17 protein-coding genes are annotated in these 20,808 nt (G+C 37.1%); 6 read left to right on the top strand and 11 right to left on the bottom strand.

Translation table 11 applies throughout. The features are described from left to right. The first annotated feature begins 27 nt into the window (after positions 1 to 27). Positions 28 to 2,196 (top strand): YccS family putative transporter, encoded by a 2,169-nt coding sequence (gene yccS / locus EHE21_RS06505; RefSeq protein WP_194952172.1) that lies wholly within the window; start codon positions 28 to 30, stop codon positions 2,194 to 2,196. 70 nt (positions 2,197 to 2,266) lie between these two features. Here yccS and EHE21_RS06500 read toward each other — a convergent pair whose 3' ends face one another. Next, positions 2,267 to 2,875, bottom strand: coding sequence for a TfoX/Sxy family DNA transformation protein (locus tag EHE21_RS06500; RefSeq protein WP_194952171.1), 609 nt, complete (start codon positions 2,873 to 2,875; stop codon positions 2,267 to 2,269). Between the two features lie 229 nt (positions 2,876 to 3,104). On the opposite strand from EHE21_RS06500, the gene sulA reads away from it, so the two are divergent. Then, positions 3,105 to 3,656, top strand: a complete 552-nt coding sequence (gene sulA / locus EHE21_RS06495; protein WP_194952170.1) for an SOS-induced cell division inhibitor SulA — start codon at positions 3,105 to 3,107, stop codon at positions 3,654 to 3,656. Between the two features lie 347 nt (positions 3,657 to 4,003). Continuing rightward, positions 4,004 to 5,092: a porin OmpA gene (gene ompA, locus EHE21_RS06490; RefSeq protein WP_023581353.1), complete on the top strand. Its 1,089-nt coding sequence runs from the start codon at positions 4,004 to 4,006 to the stop codon at positions 5,090 to 5,092. Positions 5,093 to 5,292: 200 nt separating this feature from the next. Here the strand turns inward: ompA and matP are convergent, their stop codons facing one another. Beyond that, complete coding sequence (gene matP, locus EHE21_RS06485; protein WP_194952169.1) at positions 5,293 to 5,754, bottom strand: macrodomain Ter protein MatP; 462 nt, start codon at positions 5,752 to 5,754, stop codon at positions 5,293 to 5,295. A gap of 361 nt (positions 5,755 to 6,115) precedes the next feature. On the opposite strand from matP, the gene EHE21_RS06480 reads away from it, so the two are divergent. Both EHE21_RS06480 and fabA read left to right on the top strand, forming a co-directional pair. After that, positions 6,116 to 7,858: an AAA family ATPase gene (locus EHE21_RS06480; RefSeq protein WP_194952168.1), complete on the top strand. Its 1,743-nt coding sequence runs from the start codon at positions 6,116 to 6,118 to the stop codon at positions 7,856 to 7,858. A gap of 83 nt (positions 7,859 to 7,941) precedes the next feature. Further along, positions 7,942 to 8,460, top strand: coding sequence for a bifunctional 3-hydroxydecanoyl-ACP dehydratase/trans-2-decenoyl-ACP isomerase (fabA, locus tag EHE21_RS06475; RefSeq protein ID WP_023581351.1), 519 nt, complete (start codon positions 7,942 to 7,944; stop codon positions 8,458 to 8,460). Positions 8,461 to 8,575: 115 nt separating this feature from the next. Here the strand turns inward: fabA and EHE21_RS06470 are convergent, their stop codons facing one another. From EHE21_RS06470 to rlmKL, 8 genes are all read right to left on the bottom strand, one after another. After that, positions 8,576 to 9,067, bottom strand: a complete 492-nt coding sequence (locus EHE21_RS06470; RefSeq protein WP_194952167.1) for a hypothetical protein — start codon at positions 9,065 to 9,067, stop codon at positions 8,576 to 8,578. 880 nt (positions 9,068 to 9,947) lie between these two features. Continuing rightward, entirely contained in the window at positions 9,948 to 10,118 is a 171-nt protein-coding gene (rmf, locus tag EHE21_RS06465; RefSeq protein WP_023581348.1) for a ribosome modulation factor, read from the bottom strand. Between the two features lie 474 nt (positions 10,119 to 10,592). Further along, positions 10,593 to 11,006, bottom strand: coding sequence for an ASCH domain-containing protein (locus EHE21_RS06460; protein ID WP_088493269.1), 414 nt, complete (start codon positions 11,004 to 11,006; stop codon positions 10,593 to 10,595). Positions 11,007 to 11,107: 101 nt separating this feature from the next. Beyond that, positions 11,108 to 11,683 (bottom strand): membrane integrity-associated transporter subunit PqiC, encoded by a 576-nt coding sequence (pqiC, locus tag EHE21_RS06455; protein WP_194952166.1) that lies wholly within the window; start codon positions 11,681 to 11,683, stop codon positions 11,108 to 11,110. Next, positions 11,680 to 13,332, bottom strand: a complete 1,653-nt coding sequence (pqiB, locus tag EHE21_RS06450) for an intermembrane transport protein PqiB (protein ID WP_088493271.1) — start codon at positions 13,330 to 13,332, stop codon at positions 11,680 to 11,682. Before pqiB ends, pqiC begins: the two co-directional genes overlap by 4 nt. After that, positions 13,325 to 14,614 carry a membrane integrity-associated transporter subunit PqiA gene (pqiA, locus tag EHE21_RS06445; protein ID WP_194952165.1) on the bottom strand — a complete coding sequence of 430 codons (1,290 nt, stop codon included), beginning with the start codon at positions 14,612 to 14,614 and terminating at the stop codon, positions 13,325 to 13,327. The genes pqiB and pqiA overlap by 8 nt, the downstream gene beginning before the upstream one ends. 85 nt (positions 14,615 to 14,699) lie before the next feature. Next, a complete protein-coding gene (locus EHE21_RS06440; protein ID WP_088493273.1) occupies positions 14,700 to 16,628 on the bottom strand; it encodes an ABC transporter ATP-binding protein in 1,929 nt (642 codons plus the stop codon). A gap of 6 nt (positions 16,629 to 16,634) precedes the next feature. Further along, positions 16,635 to 18,749, bottom strand: a complete 2,115-nt coding sequence (gene rlmKL / locus EHE21_RS06435; RefSeq protein WP_194952164.1) for a bifunctional 23S rRNA (guanine(2069)-N(7))-methyltransferase RlmK/23S rRNA (guanine(2445)-N(2))-methyltransferase RlmL — start codon at positions 18,747 to 18,749, stop codon at positions 16,635 to 16,637. 107 nt (positions 18,750 to 18,856) lie between these two features. On the opposite strand from rlmKL, the gene EHE21_RS06430 reads away from it, so the two are divergent. After that, positions 18,857 to 19,981 (top strand): YcbX family protein, encoded by a 1,125-nt coding sequence (locus tag EHE21_RS06430; RefSeq protein ID WP_194952163.1) that lies wholly within the window; start codon positions 18,857 to 18,859, stop codon positions 19,979 to 19,981. Between the two features lie 269 nt (positions 19,982 to 20,250). Here the strand turns inward: EHE21_RS06430 and EHE21_RS06425 are convergent, their stop codons facing one another. Then, on the bottom strand, positions 20,251 to 20,802 hold the full coding sequence (locus tag EHE21_RS06425) for a cell division protein ZapC (RefSeq protein WP_194952162.1): 552 nt from the start codon (positions 20,800 to 20,802) through the stop codon (positions 20,251 to 20,253). Positions 20,803 to 20,808: the final 6 nt, after the last annotated feature.

Here is a 20,808-nt window from a genome sequence, read left to right as displayed (position 1 = left end):
TTCATCTTGTTTATTTAAGGGCTTTTTGTGTTCACTTTGCTAAATGGCGCCCGCCGATTTATCTATAATAGCCACTTTTTATATTATATTCGCATAATAATCGCGCTTACAGGAACGACTTTGTTTCCTTGGATTTTAGGGCAAGAGCCTAAATATACAATTCCTCTCACTTTAGGCGTGGTAGCGGCCGCATTAACTGACTTAGATGATAGGCTTGTTGGTCGTTTAAAAAACCTCGTTATCACCTTATGCTGTTTTCTTCTTGCTTCAGCTTCAATAGGGCTGCTTTATCCATATCCTATTTTATTCTTTTGTGGTTTAGCCATTTCCACTTGGGGATTTATTTTATTAGGTGCTTTAGGTCAACGTTACGCGACCATTGCCTTTGGCGCTTTATTAATCGCAATTTATACTATGCTGGGTATGCCTATTTTCCCTGAATGGTATGAACAACCCGTTTTATTACTGTTAGGAGCTATCTGGTATAACTCTTTAACATTAGTTGGTCACTTATTATTCCCAATTCGCCCAGTTCAGGACAATTTAACACGCTGCTACCAACAACTTGCAACTTACCTCGAAGCTAAAGCAACATTATTTGATCCTGATATCGAAGATGACTATCAACATTCGCTTTATAATTTAGCAATGGCAAATAGCCAATTAATTGACACGATGAACCAAACTAAAGTTACATTATTAAGTCGATTAAAAGGTGACAGGGGCCAACGTAGTAGTCGTTTCACACTTCACTACTATTTTGTTGCTCAAGATATTCATGAGCGAGCAAGTTCGTCGCATGTTCAATACCAACTATTAAGTAATGAATTGCGACATAGCGATGTGTTATTTCGTTTTCAACGCTTACTTTCTATGCAAGCACGAGCTTGTGAACAAGTTGCACAATCTATTCTTTGGCATAAAAAATATCAGCATAATCCTTCATTAGAACGCGCGATAAATTATTTAGAGAATGCATTAAGTCATTTAAAAAACACGACTTCAGAACCTCAATTAATAACACCTTTAAATAACTTACTGCAAAATCTTCAAGGTATTGATGCGCTTTTACGAAGTATTAGTACAGAGCAATACCAAATATCCCATGACCAAAAGGAAGAAACACAACTTTCTGATGATGGTTTAACTGGGTGGCGCGATATTGCTCTAAGAATAAAAGAACATCTCACGCCTAAATCAGCACTTTTTAGACATGCCGTTAGGATGTCACTCGTTTTATGTATTGGTTATGCCATTATTCAATTTTTCCAATTGGATAGAGGCTATTGGATATTATTGACCAGCCTATTTGTTTGCCAGCCCAACTACAATGCCACTCGACGACGTCTTACCTTACGTGTGAGTGGTACTATTATTGGTATTTTAATCGGTTTCCCTATTTTATATTTTGTTCCTTCAATCGAAGGGCAGTTAGTTTTAATTGTGATAACTGGTACGCTCTTTTTCGCATTTAGAACCATACAATATGCACATGCCACACTATTTATTACTTTATTGGTTTTATTAAGCTTCAATTTACTGGGTGAAGGTTATGATGTTGCCCTCCCCCGTATTATTGATACCTTAATTGGCTGTGCCATAGCGTGGTTTGCTGTCAGCTTTATTTGGCCTGATTGGAAATTCCGCCAATTGCCTGTTGTTATTCAAAAAACAATGACAAATAACTGCTATTATCTTGATGCCATTCTTATTCAGTATTACCAAGGAAAAGATAATAGCTTGAGTTATCGAATTGCTCGTCGAAATGCCCATAGCAGTGATGGTGAGTTAGCATCACTGATCTCCAATATGTCATCAGAGCCAAAAAGTTATCAAGCCTCCCAAGAAGTAGCTTTCCAGTTGCTTTGCTTAAACCATACTTTACTCAGTTATATTTCTGCACTTGGCGTTCATCGTTCAAAAATAGAAGATGAGAATGTACTCACTTTGCTTAATGATACTGTTTGTTATATCGATTCGGCTTTACGTCGAAAAACGCTTCAAGATGAAGAGTTTAAGCAATCTCATGTAGAATTAATTGAAAGGATCAATCTATTACCTAATGCAGATAATCCTCGTATTCAATTAGTGCTTACTCAAATCCGATTACTCTTAGATTTACTGCCACAAATTATTGGTTGTATCCAAATTATTGAGCAAAGCGAATCAAATAGCCTACCTCAACCTCAAGTCTAATCTCTTATTGACGTTATTTTCTCTAATTCCCATAAGCACATTAGAGAAAATAACAGTCATTTCTTTTATCTTATTGAAAAGATAATTCGTTGTACCAATTTAATAACTCCATTTTAAGTTGACTAGGTAATACTGAACGATGACACCCAACGATTGCTCCTGCCAATGAAAGTAAAAGTTCACTATTTCTCAAATTTTGGCTATGCATTAGTTTTAGATAACATGCTTTAGCACCAATTAAGCGCAGTTCTTCAACTTGATTAATACCAACCTGATTCAATCTTTTTTCTAATATCACACCTAGATTAGGTAAGTCTTTTATTCTGCAAGGTTTCTTTTGTTGCCCTAAATATTCTTGAATGCTGTAGTGATATGACATATCAATATATTGATCTAATTTCTGCTGATTTTCCCACAACGAATCTGTTATGTGGTAATAACGCAATATGATAGGAATTCCTTTTTTCAAATAGGTATAGGAACTCATTTTTGTTGCCTTATAGAGAGTTTCTAAAAAGCCACTTCCTTTTAAATAAAACTCATTGTCAGACGTGATAGCAAACATAACATCATCAATCATTAAGCTAACACCACCAAATTGAGACTTTGTTGTTAACTCCCCATATTGCGCAATACGCGATAACAAATGAGCCTTCCTTTGCTCAGGTAAAAATAACATTGAAACTCCAACACAAATTTTAAGATTAAATTTTATCTTTGAATTCAAAAACATGCATAAGACATAACAAAAAAGACAATAAAGAATTTCCTTTTTATTGCCAATAGTTAACGACTTAAAAATAGAGATTTACATGAAATTTGAGAGGAACTTTCAAAAAAATGAGCTTGATTTAAGCGAAATATAGAGATACTGTATATTCATACAGTACATATAGAACGAGGTAAATATGAAACTCTCAACATCATCTCCGACAAGACAGAACGCCATTCTCCAAGAGATCTCAAATGAGGTATTACCTCTATCTATCCCTTCAACAGTGGCGACTTATGATAGTAATAATAAACAAGGTATGGTGAGTGAACTTCTCTACCAAAATCCGCTCGTCATTAATCACATCCTTTTACCACTATTAAAACAGTATAGCCATGAATCACGTTGGTTATTGTGGTTAAACCCACAACAAAAGCTAAATCGTACTTGGTTAAAAAATGCAGGATTACCGCTTAACAAAATAATTCAATTAAATCATATAAATATGATAACTACTGTTGATTTAATGGAAAAAGCACTGGTGAGTGGTAATTACAGTGTAGTACTCGGTTGGTTACCAGAAATATCGTCAGAAGAGATGAAACGATTAGAATCTGCTGCCAGTAAAGGAAAAACCCTCGGGTTTATTATGCGACAGCAAATTAATACAAATATCCATTTAGAGAGTAGTAATGCATCTAAACGACATTTGAATTCCGTAAAAATTCATTCAATTCACTACCATTAGTGAAATTTAAGAGTTTTCCTAATACTCAAAACACCCTGATATCATTTAAGATAAGTCAAATGTATTTATAACCTAAATCATATAGTTACAATAAATTTAACAAAAATACAGAATCTTCCCCATTGTGGAATAAGGCGGATTTTTTTAAAATTTTAAGTCGAATTTTAAAGGATTACTTGTAACTTTTTAAGTTCATTGTAGACTTTATGTCGTTAAGGTTATGCTTTAAATCCCATTTTTGGGATCATCATTTGATGAAAGCATTGGATTCCTAACAATAATTTAACCAAGGGCAAATAATAAGGCTTAAAGCCAAATGCCTAACTTGGATGATAACGAGGCGTAAAATGAAAAAGACAGCTATCGCATTAGCAGTGGCAGTGGCAGCTTTCGCAACTGCAGCGCAAGCAGCTCCAAAAGACAATACCTGGTATACTGGTGGTAAATTAGGTTGGTCTCAATACCAAGGTACTAGTAACCATTTCGGTGAAACTTCTATCGGTAACGGTAACACTCACCGTGATCAGTTAGGTGCAGGTGCATTTGCTGGTTATCAGTACAACCAATACTTAGGTTTTGAACTGGGTTATGATTGGTTAGGTCGTATGACTTACAAAGGTTCATATGACAACGGTGCATTCCGTGCTCAAGGTATCCAATTAACCACTAAATTAAGCTATCCAGTAATGGAAGACTTAGACGTTTATACACGTTTAGGTGGTATGGTATGGCGTGCAGATTCTTCTGCAACAGTTGCAGCTACTTCTCCTGCTCCAACTCAGAAGAACTTCTCTAATAACGACACTGGTGTTTCTCCAGTATTCGCATTAGGTACTGAATACGCGATCACTCCAAACATCGCTACCCGTGTTGAATATCAGTGGATCAACAACATCGGTGATAAAGGTACTCTGAATGCGCGTCCAGACAACGGCATGCTGAGTGTTGGTGTTGCTTACCGCTTCAACCAAGAAACTCCAGCTCCAGTTGTAGCTCCAGCTCCAGTTGTAGCTCCAGCTCCAGTTGTTGAGAACAAAACCTTTACTCTGCGTTCAGACGTTCTGTTCAACTTCAACAAATCTACTCTGAAAGCTGAAGGTCAAGAAGCTCTGAATGGTCTGTACACTGAACTGGCTAACATCGACCCAACTCAAGGTCGCGTAGTCGTTATCGGTTACACTGACCGTATCGGTTCACAAAACTACAACCTGCCTCTGTCAGAAAAACGTGCTCAATCTGTAGTTGATTACCTGGTTTCTAAAGGTATCCCTGCAAACAGCATCTCTGCAGAAGGTCGTGGTAAAGAAAATCCAGTTACTGGCAACACATGTGACAACGTTAAAGCTCGTTCAGCTCTGATCGATTGCTTAGCGCCAGACCGTCGTGTTGAGATCGAAATCCAAGGTACAACTGAAGTTGTTGTTCCTGCTAAATAATTCAGATAGTAGAATAATCTACTGTTGATGAATTCAAAACCCTGCCAATGGCAGGGTTTTTCTTTATGAAGATAAAATAAGGTAGAAATATAAAGACAGAAACGCTTTCGGCGCAGGTATGAAATATCACAAGAAAAACAGAGAACGAAAATAGCTATAAAAATAAATTATTGAAGCCAGTAAGCCAAAATTAATGTAACTTATTTTTCTTTATCGCGTTCTAATAACTCAATCAGTCCATCTTTTAAACTATGCACTTTTAATGCGTATTGTTCTTTTCGCTCAGCGTCTTCAATTAATTGCACTATCGTTTCTGATAATGTTATTCCTCTTCGCTGTGACAATGCAGATAAGCGTTGCCAAACTTTAAACGTTAAATCGATTGATTTTTTACGTGTGTGTTGATGCTCAGCATTAAAATAACGTTTTCTACGAGCTCTAATAGTTTGCTTCATCCTATTAGATAAATCAGGATTCATATGCAAATCTATCCACTCTAAAACTTTTAATGGTTGCGCCTCAAGAAGCAATAATTGCTCGACAACTTCATCTGCGGCACTTTTTTCTATATAACGGGTAATTAATTCACCTTCGCGGTGTTTTTTTACTAGGTAGGCCCACTTCCAGCCACATTCTAGGTTCTCTAATTGTTGATATTTCATACAAAATCCCGTGACAACGTAACTATATAGTAGCATATCAACAATTTTACAAAAATACTGCCACTGAACCGAAATTTTTTGACTATTTTATAGGCGAAGTTATTTTAGATAATCTTGCTTATCAATTAATAACAAGCCTTGATAAGGGATAGTTTTCTGAGCACGTTATGATAGAATCGAGCGTCGCTATCATAAAACCTTGATGACCACTTATTAGCTCGTGATTATAAGGTAGTAGCAATACATATTCCCTGCCTATGCAGTTGATGACAGTTAAAGAACCGTCTTATTGCAGGATAGATATCAACTTATACGATATCTAATTATCTCTTTTCACTAATCAATAATAAAAACGGTAACCTTGAAAAACAACGAATTAGAATGGCAGGCGTTACGTCCTGATTACGCCTCCTACCAAACTTTCTTTCAAACAGCATCTCAATTACCTGCATCTCTACTTCGTGAGGTTCAACCTCGCCTGTATGAAAGCCTGCAATGGTTAAATAATGCAGATTCAGGGCAGTTTATGCTGTTAAAAGTGGATGATTCTGCTGCTTACTTTGATATGCTGACAGACACGTTAACGCAATCAGGGATCAAAACTGATCCCGTTGTTGGCAGTTATCAAGCAGAAACCAATAAAATCGATTGGCAAGAAAATGTACACGGCGCATTTTCATCATCAGAATCTATTACTTGTTGCCAATGGATAGAGCCAGAACAACTCTTTGGCTCATTCTATTACCATAAAGACGAAGTTACTCTTAGCCCAGGCTTATTGCATAAAGTAAATGGAGGCATCTTAGTCCTCTCTATAAAATCTTTACTTGCACAACCACTAATGTGGTTTCGCCTTAAAAAAATGGTTGAAGAACAGCGTTTTGAATGGCTTGTCTGGAATGACAATCAATCTCTGCCTTTACCTATTGAGAGTATGCCGCTCAATCTTCGTGTGATTTTAGTTGGTGATAGACTAAGCCTTGAAGAGCTTGAATTTATGGAGCCTGAGCTAAGTAGCACCGCTTTATATGGTGAATATGAATACGACATGTATTTAGAAGATGAAACCGCTCTTTCTCAATGGTGTGGCTTTGTAAATTCACTGTGCCAAAAATATCGTCTCCCTTCTCTATCTGCGGATGCTTGGGAAGTCTTGCTAACACAAGCTGCAAGACAACATGAAGATCAGCTAATGCTGAGCCTAGATTTAGAATGGATCTTGCGCCAACTTCGTTATGCAATACGTTTTAATCATGAGGCGTCTCTAACTGCTGATGCATTGAAAAAAGCAGAAGAAAATCGCCTATGGCGACACAGTTATTTGTTAGAGCGTAGCCGTGATGAGATTTTACAAGACCAAGTGATGATACAAACAGAAGGTGAAGCTGTTGGTCAAATCAATGGACTTTCTGTCTTAGATTACCCGGGATACCCTGATTTAATCGGAGAACCGACTCGCATTACCTGCGTTGCACATATAGGTGATGGTGAGTTTACGGATGTTGAGCGAAAAGCGGAGCTTGGTGGCAATCTTCATGCTAAAGGAATGATGATTATGCAAGCTTACTTAAACTCAGAATTACGTTTAGACCAACCACAGCCATTTAGCACCTCGATTGTTTTTGAGCAATCATATGGTGAGGTTGATGGTGATAGTGCCTCTTTGGCTGAATTGTGTGCATTTATTAGTACACTGGCACAACAACCTATTGATCAGCAAATCGCAGTTACAGGTGCTGTCGATCAATTTGGTCAAGTTCAACCGATTGGTGGCGTAAACCAGAAAATCGAAGGCTTCTTTGATATCTGCCAACAACGAGGATTAACGGGTACGCAAGGCGTGATTATTCCTCTTGCTAATATTCGTCATCTTGTACTTAACGAAAATGTGCAGCAAGCGGTAAAAGAAGAGAAATTTCATATTTGGCCTGTCACTCATGTAGCAGAAGCAATAACATTACTGACTCGTCAGCCATATTATGAAGAGCAATGTGAACCAGAACAATCAGACTCACACTTGTTAGCTGTTATTCATGATCGTATAACACTCGCAAATAATCAGGATAGACCTAAATTACCTTGGTTCTTACGTCTATTCAGATAATTCTGTTTCAAGTGATCGGAGTTGTTCAGCGTACAAGTGTAAGCTATTCTGTTGTCTTACACTTGATAAAGGCTATATAGACAATGGTTGATAAACGCGAATCTTATTCTAAAGAAGACCTCATTGCTTCAGGCCGTGGTGAATTATTTGGCCAAGATGGCCCACCACTGCCATCTGGTAATATGCTAATGATGGATCGCATCATTAAAATGACAGAAGATGGCGGCACCCATAATAAAGGCTTTATCGAAGCAGAATTCGATATCAAGCCAGATTTATGGTTCTTTGATTGCCACTTCGTCAATGATCCTGTTATGCCGGGTTGCTTAGGCCTAGATGCCATGTGGCAACTTGTTGGCTTCTATCTTGGCTGGCTTGGTGGTGAAGGTAAAGGCCGTGCGCTTGGTGTTGGTGAAGTAAAATTCACTGGACAAATATTACCAACAGCAAAAAAAGTTACCTATAAAATTGATTTCAAACGTGTTATCAATCGTAAGTTGATTATGGGTATTGCCGATGGTGAAGTGTATGTTGATGGTAAGCTGATTTATGAAGCAAAAGACTTAAAAGTTGGCTTATTTAAAGATACAACTGCATTCTAAGTTCGGTAACAATCTGAATCTATTAAAAATATCGTGTAATATAAAGTACACGGTATTTTTTTATCTATACTAATCGCGTATTTATTTTCTTCATAGAAGACAGCTCATATTCAATTCAGTTTTTATCAACACAAACAGTCGATTGCTTATCTTTTAGACACTGAAAATGATGCTTAATTTTAGCAGAGAAAAATAAGCTATATGTGAGATAAACAAATAAACCGGCTAAAAATAAAACACCTAATACTTCACCTGAATTTTCTGCTTGATTACTACCATTTGTATTATCAAATGCATTTTGAATTCCAATTATTATTGCGATAGTGATCGGAAACATTGATATACTCCAGAATATTTTCAGCATCATTGGTGCTATTTCTTTCTTCATAAAAACAACAAAAAGTGTAATAACATATAAAGTAGGGAGTGAAAAAGTTTGAATCATACTCCACACTATAGAAAGAGAAGCTATTAAATTAAAATTCGCACTATTTTTTATAAATACACTCATTAAAGTCGAAACACTAGTAAATGAAGACATTAATTGCCCTAGTGTGAAAAAAGTAAAAGCAATTAATATTATCCATAATGAGATTGGTTTTTTCATTGAAGTCTTCCTTGTAAATAAAAGTCGCTATAATAAATTAATCTATGTATAGTGTCATTAAATTAGTAAATAAATTTTATATATAAAGATAAATTTAAGTTAAGTGAGCTTTCTTATCCTAAATAAATATGACACTAGAAATTTATATCAACTTAGTACAAGTAGATTACGTTAAGGAATAATCGTATGGATATGATTATAAGCGCAATTGTAGAATTCTTTAGCTTTCTTATTGAACTTACTTTTTTTCTTTGTAAAGCAATTGGCTATCGTCTCACAATTTTATTGATTATATTTATTTGTATGTATGCTAGTCAATTCGATATAAAATGGATCTTAGGCTTTTCTATAACCTCATTATGTTTATATAGCCCAAACTTATATAAATTATTTAAAAAATCAAAAGAAAACCTTTAAGTTAAATTAGTTTTTATAAAAAGAAAATTTAAGGAAAATAAGTGATTAACAAAGGAAAAGTACCTAAAAAACAGGCAGACTTTATGTTTTATGGTGGCATATTTCTGATATTTACATCTTTTATAACTTGGTTTACTTCAGAAAAAATTGATTGGCTATATAATTCTATCAATACAATACTTGCTATTTTTCTTACTATTTATGGTTTTCGCTTACGCAAAAAATTTTCATGAAATAAAATTAAAAAAGTAATGATAATATAACGTAAAAAGGCTTACAAAATATGTAAGCCTTTTTTATATCCAAATTAATCGTTTGTTATTTATACTCAAATTGTCCTATGCTCAATATGTACATAGGAATGCATATAAATAACCCTCGTTTTGATTGTCGGTAAAATCTTAGTGATAATATTTAATATAGCTAAAAATAAGCTATTATCTATTTCACTACGACGGGTTATTTATTTTACCAGACTCGGGCGATCTTCCATCGCCTGTCGCCAACCTCCAAGCCAATGTGAACGCGCATCAATGGCGAAATAAGGGCAAAGTTCTTTTGAACGACCTTGCATACCAGCTTGATAACCTTTCGATAATGCTCTTGCTAAACGATCTCGTTTCTGTCTTTTCATATCTAGACAACCCTCACGTTCTAAGTTTAAGCGGAAAGATAATGATTGTTTTTTCAACAACCACTATAAATTGATACGCTTTATTGAGCATTTAAGCAAGTAAAGAAGTTAATACAAATGTCATATTTGTGATATTGAGCCAACCGAAAGTTTAATAACTATTGTTATAATTTATTTTATTTAATGTTTTTATTAAGGTATTATCTAGTTCTTTTAATAAGTTACATTGCAGACAAATATAACCTATTGATATTTTAAAACAATAAAGAAACAAAAAATAAATTTTTTATTTTTATCTCATAAAACCAATAAATCAAGTAAGACAAAATGATGTTTTTATTTAAATTTATGTCAATATAAGACTTGGTTTATAAATATAATTTTTTGCTCTATTTTTATTTTTTTGTAGAAAACTCTTTTTAATTACCTTTGTTTTATTAAGGAATTAGCTATTATTAAAAATAAAAGAGGCTATTAACACCTCTTACATACTTCTATTAATTCAAACTCTTCAAATACCAGCTCCATATCTTCTGAAAAATGACCTTCTCGATTAAAGAAGGCTTTATGTCCTTCTTGCCAATATGCCAAACTTAAATCCCCTTCACCTTCTCTCTTAGCCAATTCTTCGGTGACTTCATTAAATCGGATTAGTTGCAAAGAACGTGTTCGAATAACACAAATAGGCTCATTTTTACTATTTAGAATAATGCTAAAGCCCCCAATAACAGGAATAACGCTGTCACTAAAAAAACCATTTAATGAGCTACACGTTGCCGTTTTTTTTCCTTCTACCACCAGCATAGCAAGCTCATCCGCTAACTGAGCATTATCCCCAAATGACCAACTGATCGCAGTGGGATATTTCTTTTTAAGGCTTTCTAACATATTGTTTCCTTTTTTTGTTTTTTAAATAAACAAAACCCAATATTCAACTAAAATACAATTTAAGAGAATACTGGGTTTGAATAAACGTAATGCTAAGTCAGTTAGTATTGAGCTTGAATTGCTTTCGCTATATCAGAAACAACTTGCTCCCATCCTTGTCCTAATGTACGCACTAAAGCTGGATAACCATCTTCTGTTTGCGTTAAAACTAAAGAGAATGGCTGATTAATCACTTTATTGTTTTCAGTATAAATCCAGTCACCTGAGATAATTACCAGTCCATCATAACGACCTTGAAAGTAATTAACGGTGACCGTTAACTTTGCCAAGTTATCTTCAACAGGTTGATTAGCAACTACTGTACCCGGTAATGCTTTTGTTAAACCTGAAATAAGGTTCTGTTGTAATTGCTGATCAAGCGGATTAATCCATAGGTGCTGATTAGCCACGGTATAGTTAATATCCGTCGTTTGATAAACAATTCCAGCATTAACTAACATATTGGATAAACGGATCGGTTGAACCCAAATTTGAGGCTTCTTAGCTGACTGTGTTGCCGAGACTTGTTCTGGTACGCTACCTTGATAAACATCAGGTAACTGATAATACGTTTTATTAGTCTGGCTTGAACATGCCGTTAACATCAGTACAAATATCCCAATGATGTATTTCTTCATTTTTCAGCCCTCTTTGGTTCTGGATCTTTACCTTCCTTCGCTTCGAAAATCAATGCGTTGCTCTTATTGTTCAATGTTTTCAATAAAGGCTGCATCTCTCTTAACACCTGATCAAGCTGTTGCATATTATCAATCATTTTTCCGTATGCAGGAGAGCCCGGTTGGAAGCCTTGCATACTACGATTGATCTCTTTTAATGACTGCTGAATATCATTAGGAAGGTTTCTAAATTCATCACTACCAATCATCGCATTCAATGCTTTCAGTGTTTCTTTAGCCTCGCTGACTGCTTTTTGACTTTCAGATAATGTTGCTGTCATCTCTTTAAGCATTGGTTCAACAGGCAGATTGTTGATCTTATCCAGCGAAGTCATTACTTTTTGCTGAATTTGCGCTAAACCAGAGCCAACCGTTGGAATTTGTTGGAAACCAGCAACCTCTTGAGGGCCTTCCCATTTAGCTTCATCAGGGTAGAAATCAAGGTCAATATAAAGTGCACCAGTTAATAGGTTACCTGATTTCAGTGATGCTCTTAATCCATTATTGGAAGCAAAAGTAATTTCTTTAACGAAGTCGAAACTCTCACCGACATCATTGGCGAAACGTTCTGGTTCAACATGAATAAGTACGGGAATACGAAAATCTTTATCCAGCGATTGTTGCATACCTTTAGTGTAATAAGGCACTTGTACAACCGTTCCCATGCGAATTCCACGGAATTCTACAGGAGCTCCGGCTTGCAATCCTCTTACAGAATCAGAGAAAAACATGATGTAGCTACGATAGTCAGTATATAGTGAGTTTTGAATACTCTTTTCATTATCGTAGAGCTTAAATTCTGTTTTAGGTGCAATAGGATCACCTGGGACCCATCCCGCAGGGACATCAAAACTAACACCACCACTAAAGAGTGTAGAAAGTGATGCCATTTCAACACGTACACCCGATGAAGACATATCAAAAGCGATACCGGAATCTTTCCAGAACCGAACATTTGATGTCACCATTTTGTCATAAGGTGCTTTGATAAAGAGTTGATAATGCATATCTCGGCTATCAATATTGAATTCACTCGTTTCAACAGAGCCGACTTGGTAACCTCTAAATAAAACAGGATCACCCGCATTTAATTGGCCTGCTGCTTCACTTACCAAATTGATGCGAATACCTTTTGCATCTGGCGAAGCTAACGGTGGCGAGTCAAGAAGATTAAATTCATCTTCTTCTTTGCCTTTCAATCCCGGCTGTAACTCTATGTAGGCACCAGAAAGCAAGGTTCCTAAACCCGTTACACCTTCTTTACCGACTTGAGGTCTTACAACCCAAAATGCAGTATCTGCGCGTAATAACTCTTTCATGTCTTTATCAAGGCGAGCCGTAATAATAACGCGACTAAAATTACTATCGAGTGTGACACTTTCAACTAGACCGATATCTACACTACGACTTTTAATTTTAGTTTTACCTGCTTCAATGCCATCTGCATTATAGGTAATTAATGTAACTTCTGGACCCTGATGGCTGAAATGATAATAAAGTATCCACGCACCAATCAGTAAGGTGACAAGTGGTATGATCCAAACTGGAGACCAGCTTTTTAGCTTGTTAATTTTTGCTTCAGTTAAAGCAGTTTCATTCTTTTCAGTCACCCTTAGGCTCCTTAATCGTGGGTTTATCATCATCAGTTGTACACTTATCCCACGTCAACCGAGGATCAAACATCATTGCAGAGAACATAGTTAACACTACAACCAATGCAAATAGCACCACACCAAAATCAGGATAGATGCTCATCAGACGTCCCATTCTGACTAATGAAGCTAAAACAGCAATGACGAAGACGTCAATCATCGACCAACGCCCTACATATTCAACAACTTCATAGAGAAAATGCATTCTAGCAGGATCTCTTTTTCCATTAGATTTGTGTGCATCCCAACACAACCAAGCAATTGCGAGCATTTTTAAACTTGGCACCATAATACTGGCAATAAATATCACCATTGCAACGGGGTAAGAGCCATCTTCCCATAGCAAAATAACCCCAGCCATAATGGTCGAATAAATGTTATTACCTAAAGATTCAGTGACCATAATGGGTAATAAATTAGCGGGGATATAAAGAATTAACGACGTAATCAACAAAGAGACCGTCCATTGTAAGCTTTTAGGTCTTCTTGCATGTCCTGTCACTTCACAACGGCTACATTCGTATTGATCTACTGGTAAAATTGCCGTACATGAACGACATAATCTAACTCCTTGTTTTAACCCAGACTTACCTGATTCGATATCAGGATAATTCGGGCGACGTTCTAATTTTTCCCATAAAGTATGTCTATCAAGGCACTGGAATGCTCGAATTTGAAACAAGCAATAAAGCACATAAGGCAGGAAACTAAGCCCTAGCCCAATATCACCATAAGCCATTAATTTTACAAAGCTAACTAAAATTCCCGCAAGAAAAATCTCTGCCATACACCACGATTTTAATTGGAATAAAATACGCGATAACCAAATTTGTAGCTTTCTAGGTAATTGAATAGGTGTGCAAAGAAGTAAGATTGCCACCATACAAAAAGCGGGCACTATTTGGACAAAGAGTAGGAAAAATGCGCCTAATTCAACGTAATTTTCGCTAAACATAACGGTTGGAATTTGCATCAGTGTGACATTGTTGGCGATACCCGCCACTTCCATACTCACGAAGGTAAACTGGCTTGCCATCAGCAACATAAATAATGCGCTGATTGCTAATGCAACAGGTTGATAAAAAGGTTGACGCCAACGTGCAGTTAATACTGTATGGCAGCGAGGGCACGTTGCTTTTGTTCCTTGTGCTAATTGAGGAACACTGACCACCAGATCGCACTGCGGACATAATATTTGCTCATGTTTATGTTCATGCCGATGTTGTTGACCAGAGCACACTGCGACACCTCTTATTTAGAATAATCAATAAAAGAATATTTAATCCAGAAAGTAAAACGGGGCGTGATGCCCCGTTTTCGGTTGGCTATTCGCCGTTTTGCATCAATTCTAGCTCTTGCCATCTATCAAAAGCAGTTTCAAGCTCTTGTTCTTTATCTGCAAGCGCCTTTAAAACTTTTTCTGTCTCTTCATGAGGACGAGTAAAGAAATCTGCCCCACTCACTTCTTCTTGTAACGCGCTTAACTGAGTTTCTAAGCTTTCTAATTTTGCAGGAAGTTGCTCGAGTTCTCGCGTCAAATGATAACTTAATTTGTTAGTGCGAGTGTTCTTTTTAGAGCTATCTTTCGCTTTTGCTTCTTTTTCAGCTTTTTCTGGTGCGTTACGTGATTTGTTTGCTTCACTTTTTAGTGAAACCGACTGTGCTCTTTGTTGCTGAGCATCGAAATATCCACCAACGTAGCTGTTAATAACACCATCGCCTTCAAAGATCCAACACTCAGTAACACTATTATCAACAAATTCACGATCATGGCTAACTAGTAAAACAGTGCCTTGGTAAGCATCAACTAGCTCTTCTAACAATTCCAATGTTTCAACATCGAGATCGTTGGTTGGTTCATCGAGAATAAGCAAGTTACTTGGTTTTAAGAATAAACGCGCCAGTAATAGACGATTTCTCTCACCTCCTGAAAGTGCACGAACGGGAGTCATTGCACGTTTAGGTGGGAATAAAAAGTCTTGCAAATAACCAAGTACGTGACGAGGGCGGCCATTTACCATGACTTCTTGCTTACCTTCAGCAAGGTTATCCATCACTGTTTTATCAGGATCAAGTGCCGCACGATGCTGATCAAAGTAAGCAACTTCAAGCTTAGTACCACAATGAACTCGCCCGCTGTCTGCTTTTAAATCGCCTAGCATAAGTTTCAATAAAGTGGTTTTACCGCAACCATTTGGCCCCACCAGCGCAATTTTATCGCCACGTTGTACTTTGGCAGAAAAATCACGAACTAACTTACGCATTCCAATGCTGTAATTAACATCTTCAAGTTCAAAAACAATTTTGCCTGAACGCGTAGCTTCTTCGACCTGCATACGAGCACTGCCTAACACTTCACGACGTTCACTGCGTTCAACACGCAATGCTTTTAATGCTCTTACGCGGCCTTCGTTACGAGTGCGTCGTGCTTTAATACCTTGACGTATCCACGCTTCTTCTTGCGCTAATTTGCGATCAAACTCTGCATTTTGTTGCTCTTCAACACGCAGTGCTTCTTCTTTGCTTTCAAGATACTTATCGTAATTTCCCGGCCATGAAGAAAGTTTTCCACGATCAAGATCGATAATACGCGTTGCCATATTACGGATAAATGAACGGTCATGGGAAATAAACACGATACTTCCTTGGAAATCTTTTAAGAATTTCTCAAGCCAAAGGATCGTCTCAATATCAAGGTGGTTTGTTGGTTCATCTAAAAATAGCACTCTAGGTGCGCTGACTAATGCACGCCCTAGGGCTGCTTTTCTTAACCAACCACCCGATAAAGAAGAAAGCTCTGCTTCACCATCTAAACCAAGTTTTTCTAGCACTTCTGCAATTCGGCTATCAAGCAACCACAAGTTACGGCTATCAAGTACTTCTTGTAGCTCTGCCATTTTATTGAGATTTTTATCAGAAGGATCTGTCTCAATCAGTTTAGAAATATGGTGATAATCTGTTAGGTATTTAGCATCTTCTTCAACACCTTCTGCAACAAAGTCAAAGATAGTGCCTTCAATATCTCTAGGGGGATCTTGCTGTAAGCGAGCTGTCACAAGATCTTGTTCATAAACAACTTGACCATCATCTAAAGGTTGCTCTTTAGATAACACTCTTAGTAATGTTGATTTACCCGCACCATTGCGCCCAACTAAACAAACGCGTTCATTTTCTTCAATAAATAAATCGGTGCTATCTAATAGTGGAGCATCACTGAAAGATAAATAAGCCCCAGTCAAACTAATTAACGGCATTGTAAATTATTCCTCACCAGCATGAGTTAGCAGCCAGCAATTGTGAATTTGGCGGTTACGTGCAAAGTCTTGTGATAATGTTTTCTGTGTTATCTCTTTTGCACACAACCCAATTTTTACTAACTCGTCATGTTCCATTTTGAATCCACGTTTGTTATTTGAGAACATAATTGTTCCGCCTTTTCTCAACAAACGTTTCAGATGTTTCATTAATTCAATGTGATCACGCTGTACATCAAAGGTGTTTTCCATTCGTTTTGAGTTAGAAAACGTAGGCGGATCGATAAAAATCACATCAAATTGTTCATTGCTCTGCATTAACCATTGAATGCAATCTGCTTGCATTAAACGGTGTTGTCTACCTGACAGGCCATTCGCTTGGAAGTTTTTCTCAGCCCATTCAAGATAAGTACGAGACATATCAACTGTTGTTGTGCTTTTCGCACCACCAATTCCCGCATGAACAGAAGCCGTACCGGTATAAGCAAAAAGATTTAAGAAGTCTTTTCCATTGCTCATTTCACCCAACATTTTTCGTGCAATACGGTGATCTAAGAACAACCCTGTATCAAGATAATCCGTTAAGTTCACCCAGAATTTTGCACCAAATTCGTCAACTAAGAAAAAATCGCCCTTTTCGGCCATTTTTTCATACTGCTGTTTGCCTTTTTGACGTTGGCGAGTTTTTAAAATCAGTTGATCAGAACGTAATGCCAGTACTTCCATTGTTGCGCTAATCACATCGAATAAACGCTGACGAGCTTTGTGCTCATTAACTGTTTTAGGTGGCGCATACTCTTGGATAACCACTTTATCGCCATAGCGATCTACAGCAACATTATATTCAGGTAAATCAGCATCGTATAAGCGATAACATTCAATTTGCTGTTGTTTTGCCCATTTCGCGAGTTTTTTCTCATTTTTACGTAAACGGTTTGCAAAATCTTCAGCAAGTCCAGTGTTAATCGTTGATGGTGTATCAGAAAGCAAATAGTTCTTTTGTACACAATCTAAAGGACCATTTTTTGCTTTGAACTCTCGTTCTGCACGTAATTGAATGCAACTTAACAACTCAGGTGATGCACTAAATAGCGATAATCTCCAACCTGGGAAGTGTGCTTTGACCGCTCTTCCTAATTGGCTGTGAAGTGCGATTAATGCAGGTTCACTTTCTAAACGTTCACCATAAGGTGGGTTACTGATAATTGTCCCTTTGATTTCCGCTGAAACAGGGTTTGTCAGTTTAGCTGCATCACCGTGAGCAAAGGTGATCAGTTCAGCAACATCCGCTCTGCGTGCGTTGGCTCTTGCCATATCCAACACGCGCTTATCAACATCAAAGCCATAAAAACGCGCAGTGGTATTCTTTTTACCTTCACGGAAACGGGTAAAAGCTTCATGGGTCACTTCTTTCCATAACGCTTCATCGTGACCTAACCAATGACGGAATCCCCAATGCACACGATTTAATGCTGGAGCACAATCAGTCGCCATCATGGCTGCTTCAATTAATAATGTACCAGAGCCACACATTGGGTCGATCAATGGTGTGTCAATTTTCCAGCCTGAACGCATGATAATAGCGGCAGCTAAGTTCTCTTTTAAAGGTGCTTGCCCTGTTAAATCACGGTAGCCACGTTGATGTAAACCATCACCACTTAAATCTAAAGATAGCGAAGCTTTTTCTTTATGAAGGTGGATGGTTAAGCGGATATCAGGGGACTGTTTAGCGACATCTGGACGTTGCCCTATTTTACGTTGGAAGGAGTCAACGATGGCATCTTTCGCTTTTAATGCACCATATTGGCTATTACGAATAACGTCATTCGTGCCATTAAAATGGATAGCAAAAGTCTGATCAACAGTAAAAATCTCACTCCAATCAATTGCCTGCACACCAAGGTATAAGTCTAGATCACTATAAACATTGAATTCATTTAACGGCAACATAATACGTGACGCTAAACGACTCCAAAGTAAAGACTGATACATGGTTTTATCATCAGCACGAAAATAAACACCGCCTTGAGTTATCTGGCAAGCCTGAGCACCAAGGTGTTCAAGTTCAGATTTTAATAGTTCTTCCAGACCTCGGCCTGTGCTGGCAAACAGAGAGCGCATAATATTGTTACCACCTAAAATAAAATTGTTGGGCATTATAGCTAATTGTATTACGTTGTCATAAAGTTACTGGCTATAAAAAATAATAATGTCTTTTGGGAGCACTGATGATCAACGTTTCACGCCTTTATATACACCCAGTTAAATCAATGAAGGGAATTCGACTTTCTCATGCATTTGCTCGTGAGAGCGGATTCACGTTTGATCGCGATTTTATGATAACCACCCCAGAAGGGACTTTTATCACGGCACGAAAATTTCCCGTTTTGCTGTGTTTTATTCCCACTGTCATGGCAAATGGTATCTATATTCAAGCACCCGATGGTGAAGGTATTGCTATCACCTATCAAGATTTTGAGACCACATTGCAACCGACAGAAGTTTGGGGCAACCATTTTACCGCGTATGTGGCTCCAGATGAAATAAATCAGTGGTTCAGTCGTTATTTAAAAATGGATGTTCAACTTCGTTGGACTGGCGAAAAATCGACACGCCGAGTGAAAAAAAATCCAGAAACCGCTGTTTCTTTCGCTGATGGCTACCCTTACTTATTAATTAATGAAGCCTCATTTCAATACTTACAACAGCGTTGCCCTGCTTCAATTAATATTGAGCAATTTCGAGGGAATATCCTCATAACAGGTGCAAAGCCTTTTGAAGAAGATACTTGGCAGACTATTCGTGTTGGCTCTGTTGTGATGGATCTGATGAAACCTTGTAGCCGTTGTATCATGACCACAATTAGTATCGATAAAGGCGTGAAACATCCTAACACAGAACCACTCGCAACACTGCAAACATTCCGTAGTGATGAAACGGGTGATGTCGATTTTGGTCAAAATGTCATCATTCGTCAAACTGGTATTATTCGTGTAGGAGATACTGTTGAAGTATTAGCTTATAAAGAAGCAAAACAGTATCTTGTAACAGCCCCTGTTGAAACACAATCAGCACCTATCATTGAAAACACACAAGAACGGACTGTCAGCATTGAATTTAATGGCGAGGTTTTCGAAGGTAATAACCAAGAAGTTCTGTTAGAACAACTTGAAAATAATGGTTATACCATTCCTTATAGTTGCCGAGCTGGCCTTTGTGGCTCTTGTGTTATCCAATTAGATGAAGGTGATGTTAATGCATTAAAAGCTGGCGCAATTAAACGCTCAGGTAAAATCTTAGCCTGTAGCTGTATTCCTAGCGGTAATGTGAAACTTTCGCTTAATAGAAAATAACACTTATCTTTATCACAAATTAAAAGAAGGTAATTTGTCCTTACCTTCTTTTTTATTTTGAATAATACAGTTTGTTTAATAAGAATTATCTTATTAAAAACTTAATAATGAATTATCAATAAACCTATTTATTTGTTTCTAGGAAAAAGATGCAGAAAAAAAGTAATGAAGATTTGATTTTGGGGAGTGTTATTTAGGGTGAATTTGTTTTTAGAATGTTATAAATGATGAGTAACGATAAAAAGAGTAAGTCCTTTTTACTCTTTTTGTTAAATAACTTTCTCGTACAAAAATGATCCTGGCTCTGACTCTTTATGATAATCGCTTAACCTGTCATTCATAATTTTTATTGGGTCACAAAAATTAAGTGTTCTATCAAATAATGTTAACTGCGGTTGAGCTAATAAACATAAACAAGCTTGAGCCCCCACTTCAGTCACTAAAAAAAGAGCTGTTTCGCCTTCTTCTTTTAATGAAGCTTCTACCACTTGAGATAAATAAGGGTTGATTTGATTATTGTTAACTTCAAAATACCAACTCTTAGGCATCAGCGGCTTTAAAAAGCGATGGGCTATTAATGCATTTAAAGCTAATTCAGCTCTTGATTCTGATGGCATATCTATTTGTCGAATTTGCTCATCGTATCCATAATAAAGAGCCGCATCATCGACGGTAAAAGATGCTGATTGTCGAGCACTCTCACTCAACATTTTGCTTGGAAAGCGGGAACGAAAAACCATACCATTTGCTAAATCAAGCATTAATTTTTGTTGCTCAACATCAAAATACCAACGCCAGCGATCATCGGGTTTTATTATCACTAATTA

Source organism: Proteus sp. GOKU (genome assembly GCF_015475555.1).
GTDB lineage: Bacteria > Pseudomonadota > Gammaproteobacteria > Enterobacterales > Enterobacteriaceae > Proteus > Proteus mirabilis_B.
The sequence above is the reverse complement of the archived record's forward strand: the minus strand, read 5'-3'. Positions and strand labels throughout refer to the sequence as shown.

Coding starts and splice junctions, on each gene's coding strand:
- EHE21_RS06430 (WP_194952163.1), top strand. CDS start 18,857: ATGATCAACGTTTCACGCCTTTATATACACCCAGTTAAATCAATGAAG.
- fabA (WP_023581351.1), top strand. CDS start 7,942: ATGGTTGATAAACGCGAATCTTATTCTAAAGAAGACCTCATTGCTTCA.
- EHE21_RS06460 (WP_088493269.1), bottom strand. CDS start 11,006: ATGTTAGAAAGCCTTAAAAAGAAATATCCCACTGCGATCAGTTGGTCA.
- matP (WP_194952169.1), bottom strand. CDS start 5,754: ATGAAATATCAACAATTAGAGAACCTAGAATGTGGCTGGAAGTGGGCC.
- rlmKL (WP_194952164.1), bottom strand. CDS start 18,749: ATGCGCTCTCTGTTTGCCAGCACAGGCCGAGGTCTGGAAGAACTATTA.
- sulA (WP_194952170.1), top strand. CDS start 3,105: ATGAAACTCTCAACATCATCTCCGACAAGACAGAACGCCATTCTCCAA.
- ompA (WP_023581353.1), top strand. CDS start 4,004: ATGAAAAAGACAGCTATCGCATTAGCAGTGGCAGTGGCAGCTTTCGCA.
- EHE21_RS06470 (WP_194952167.1), bottom strand. CDS start 9,067: ATGAAAAAACCAATCTCATTATGGATAATATTAATTGCTTTTACTTTT.
- pqiC (WP_194952166.1), bottom strand. CDS start 11,683: ATGAAGAAATACATCATTGGGATATTTGTACTGATGTTAACGGCATGT.
- EHE21_RS06500 (WP_194952171.1), bottom strand. CDS start 2,875: ATGTTATTTTTACCTGAGCAAAGGAAGGCTCATTTGTTATCGCGTATT.
- EHE21_RS06440 (WP_088493273.1), bottom strand. CDS start 16,628: ATGCCGTTAATTAGTTTGACTGGGGCTTATTTATCTTTCAGTGATGCT.
- rmf (WP_023581348.1), bottom strand. CDS start 10,118: ATGAAAAGACAGAAACGAGATCGTTTAGCAAGAGCATTATCGAAAGGT.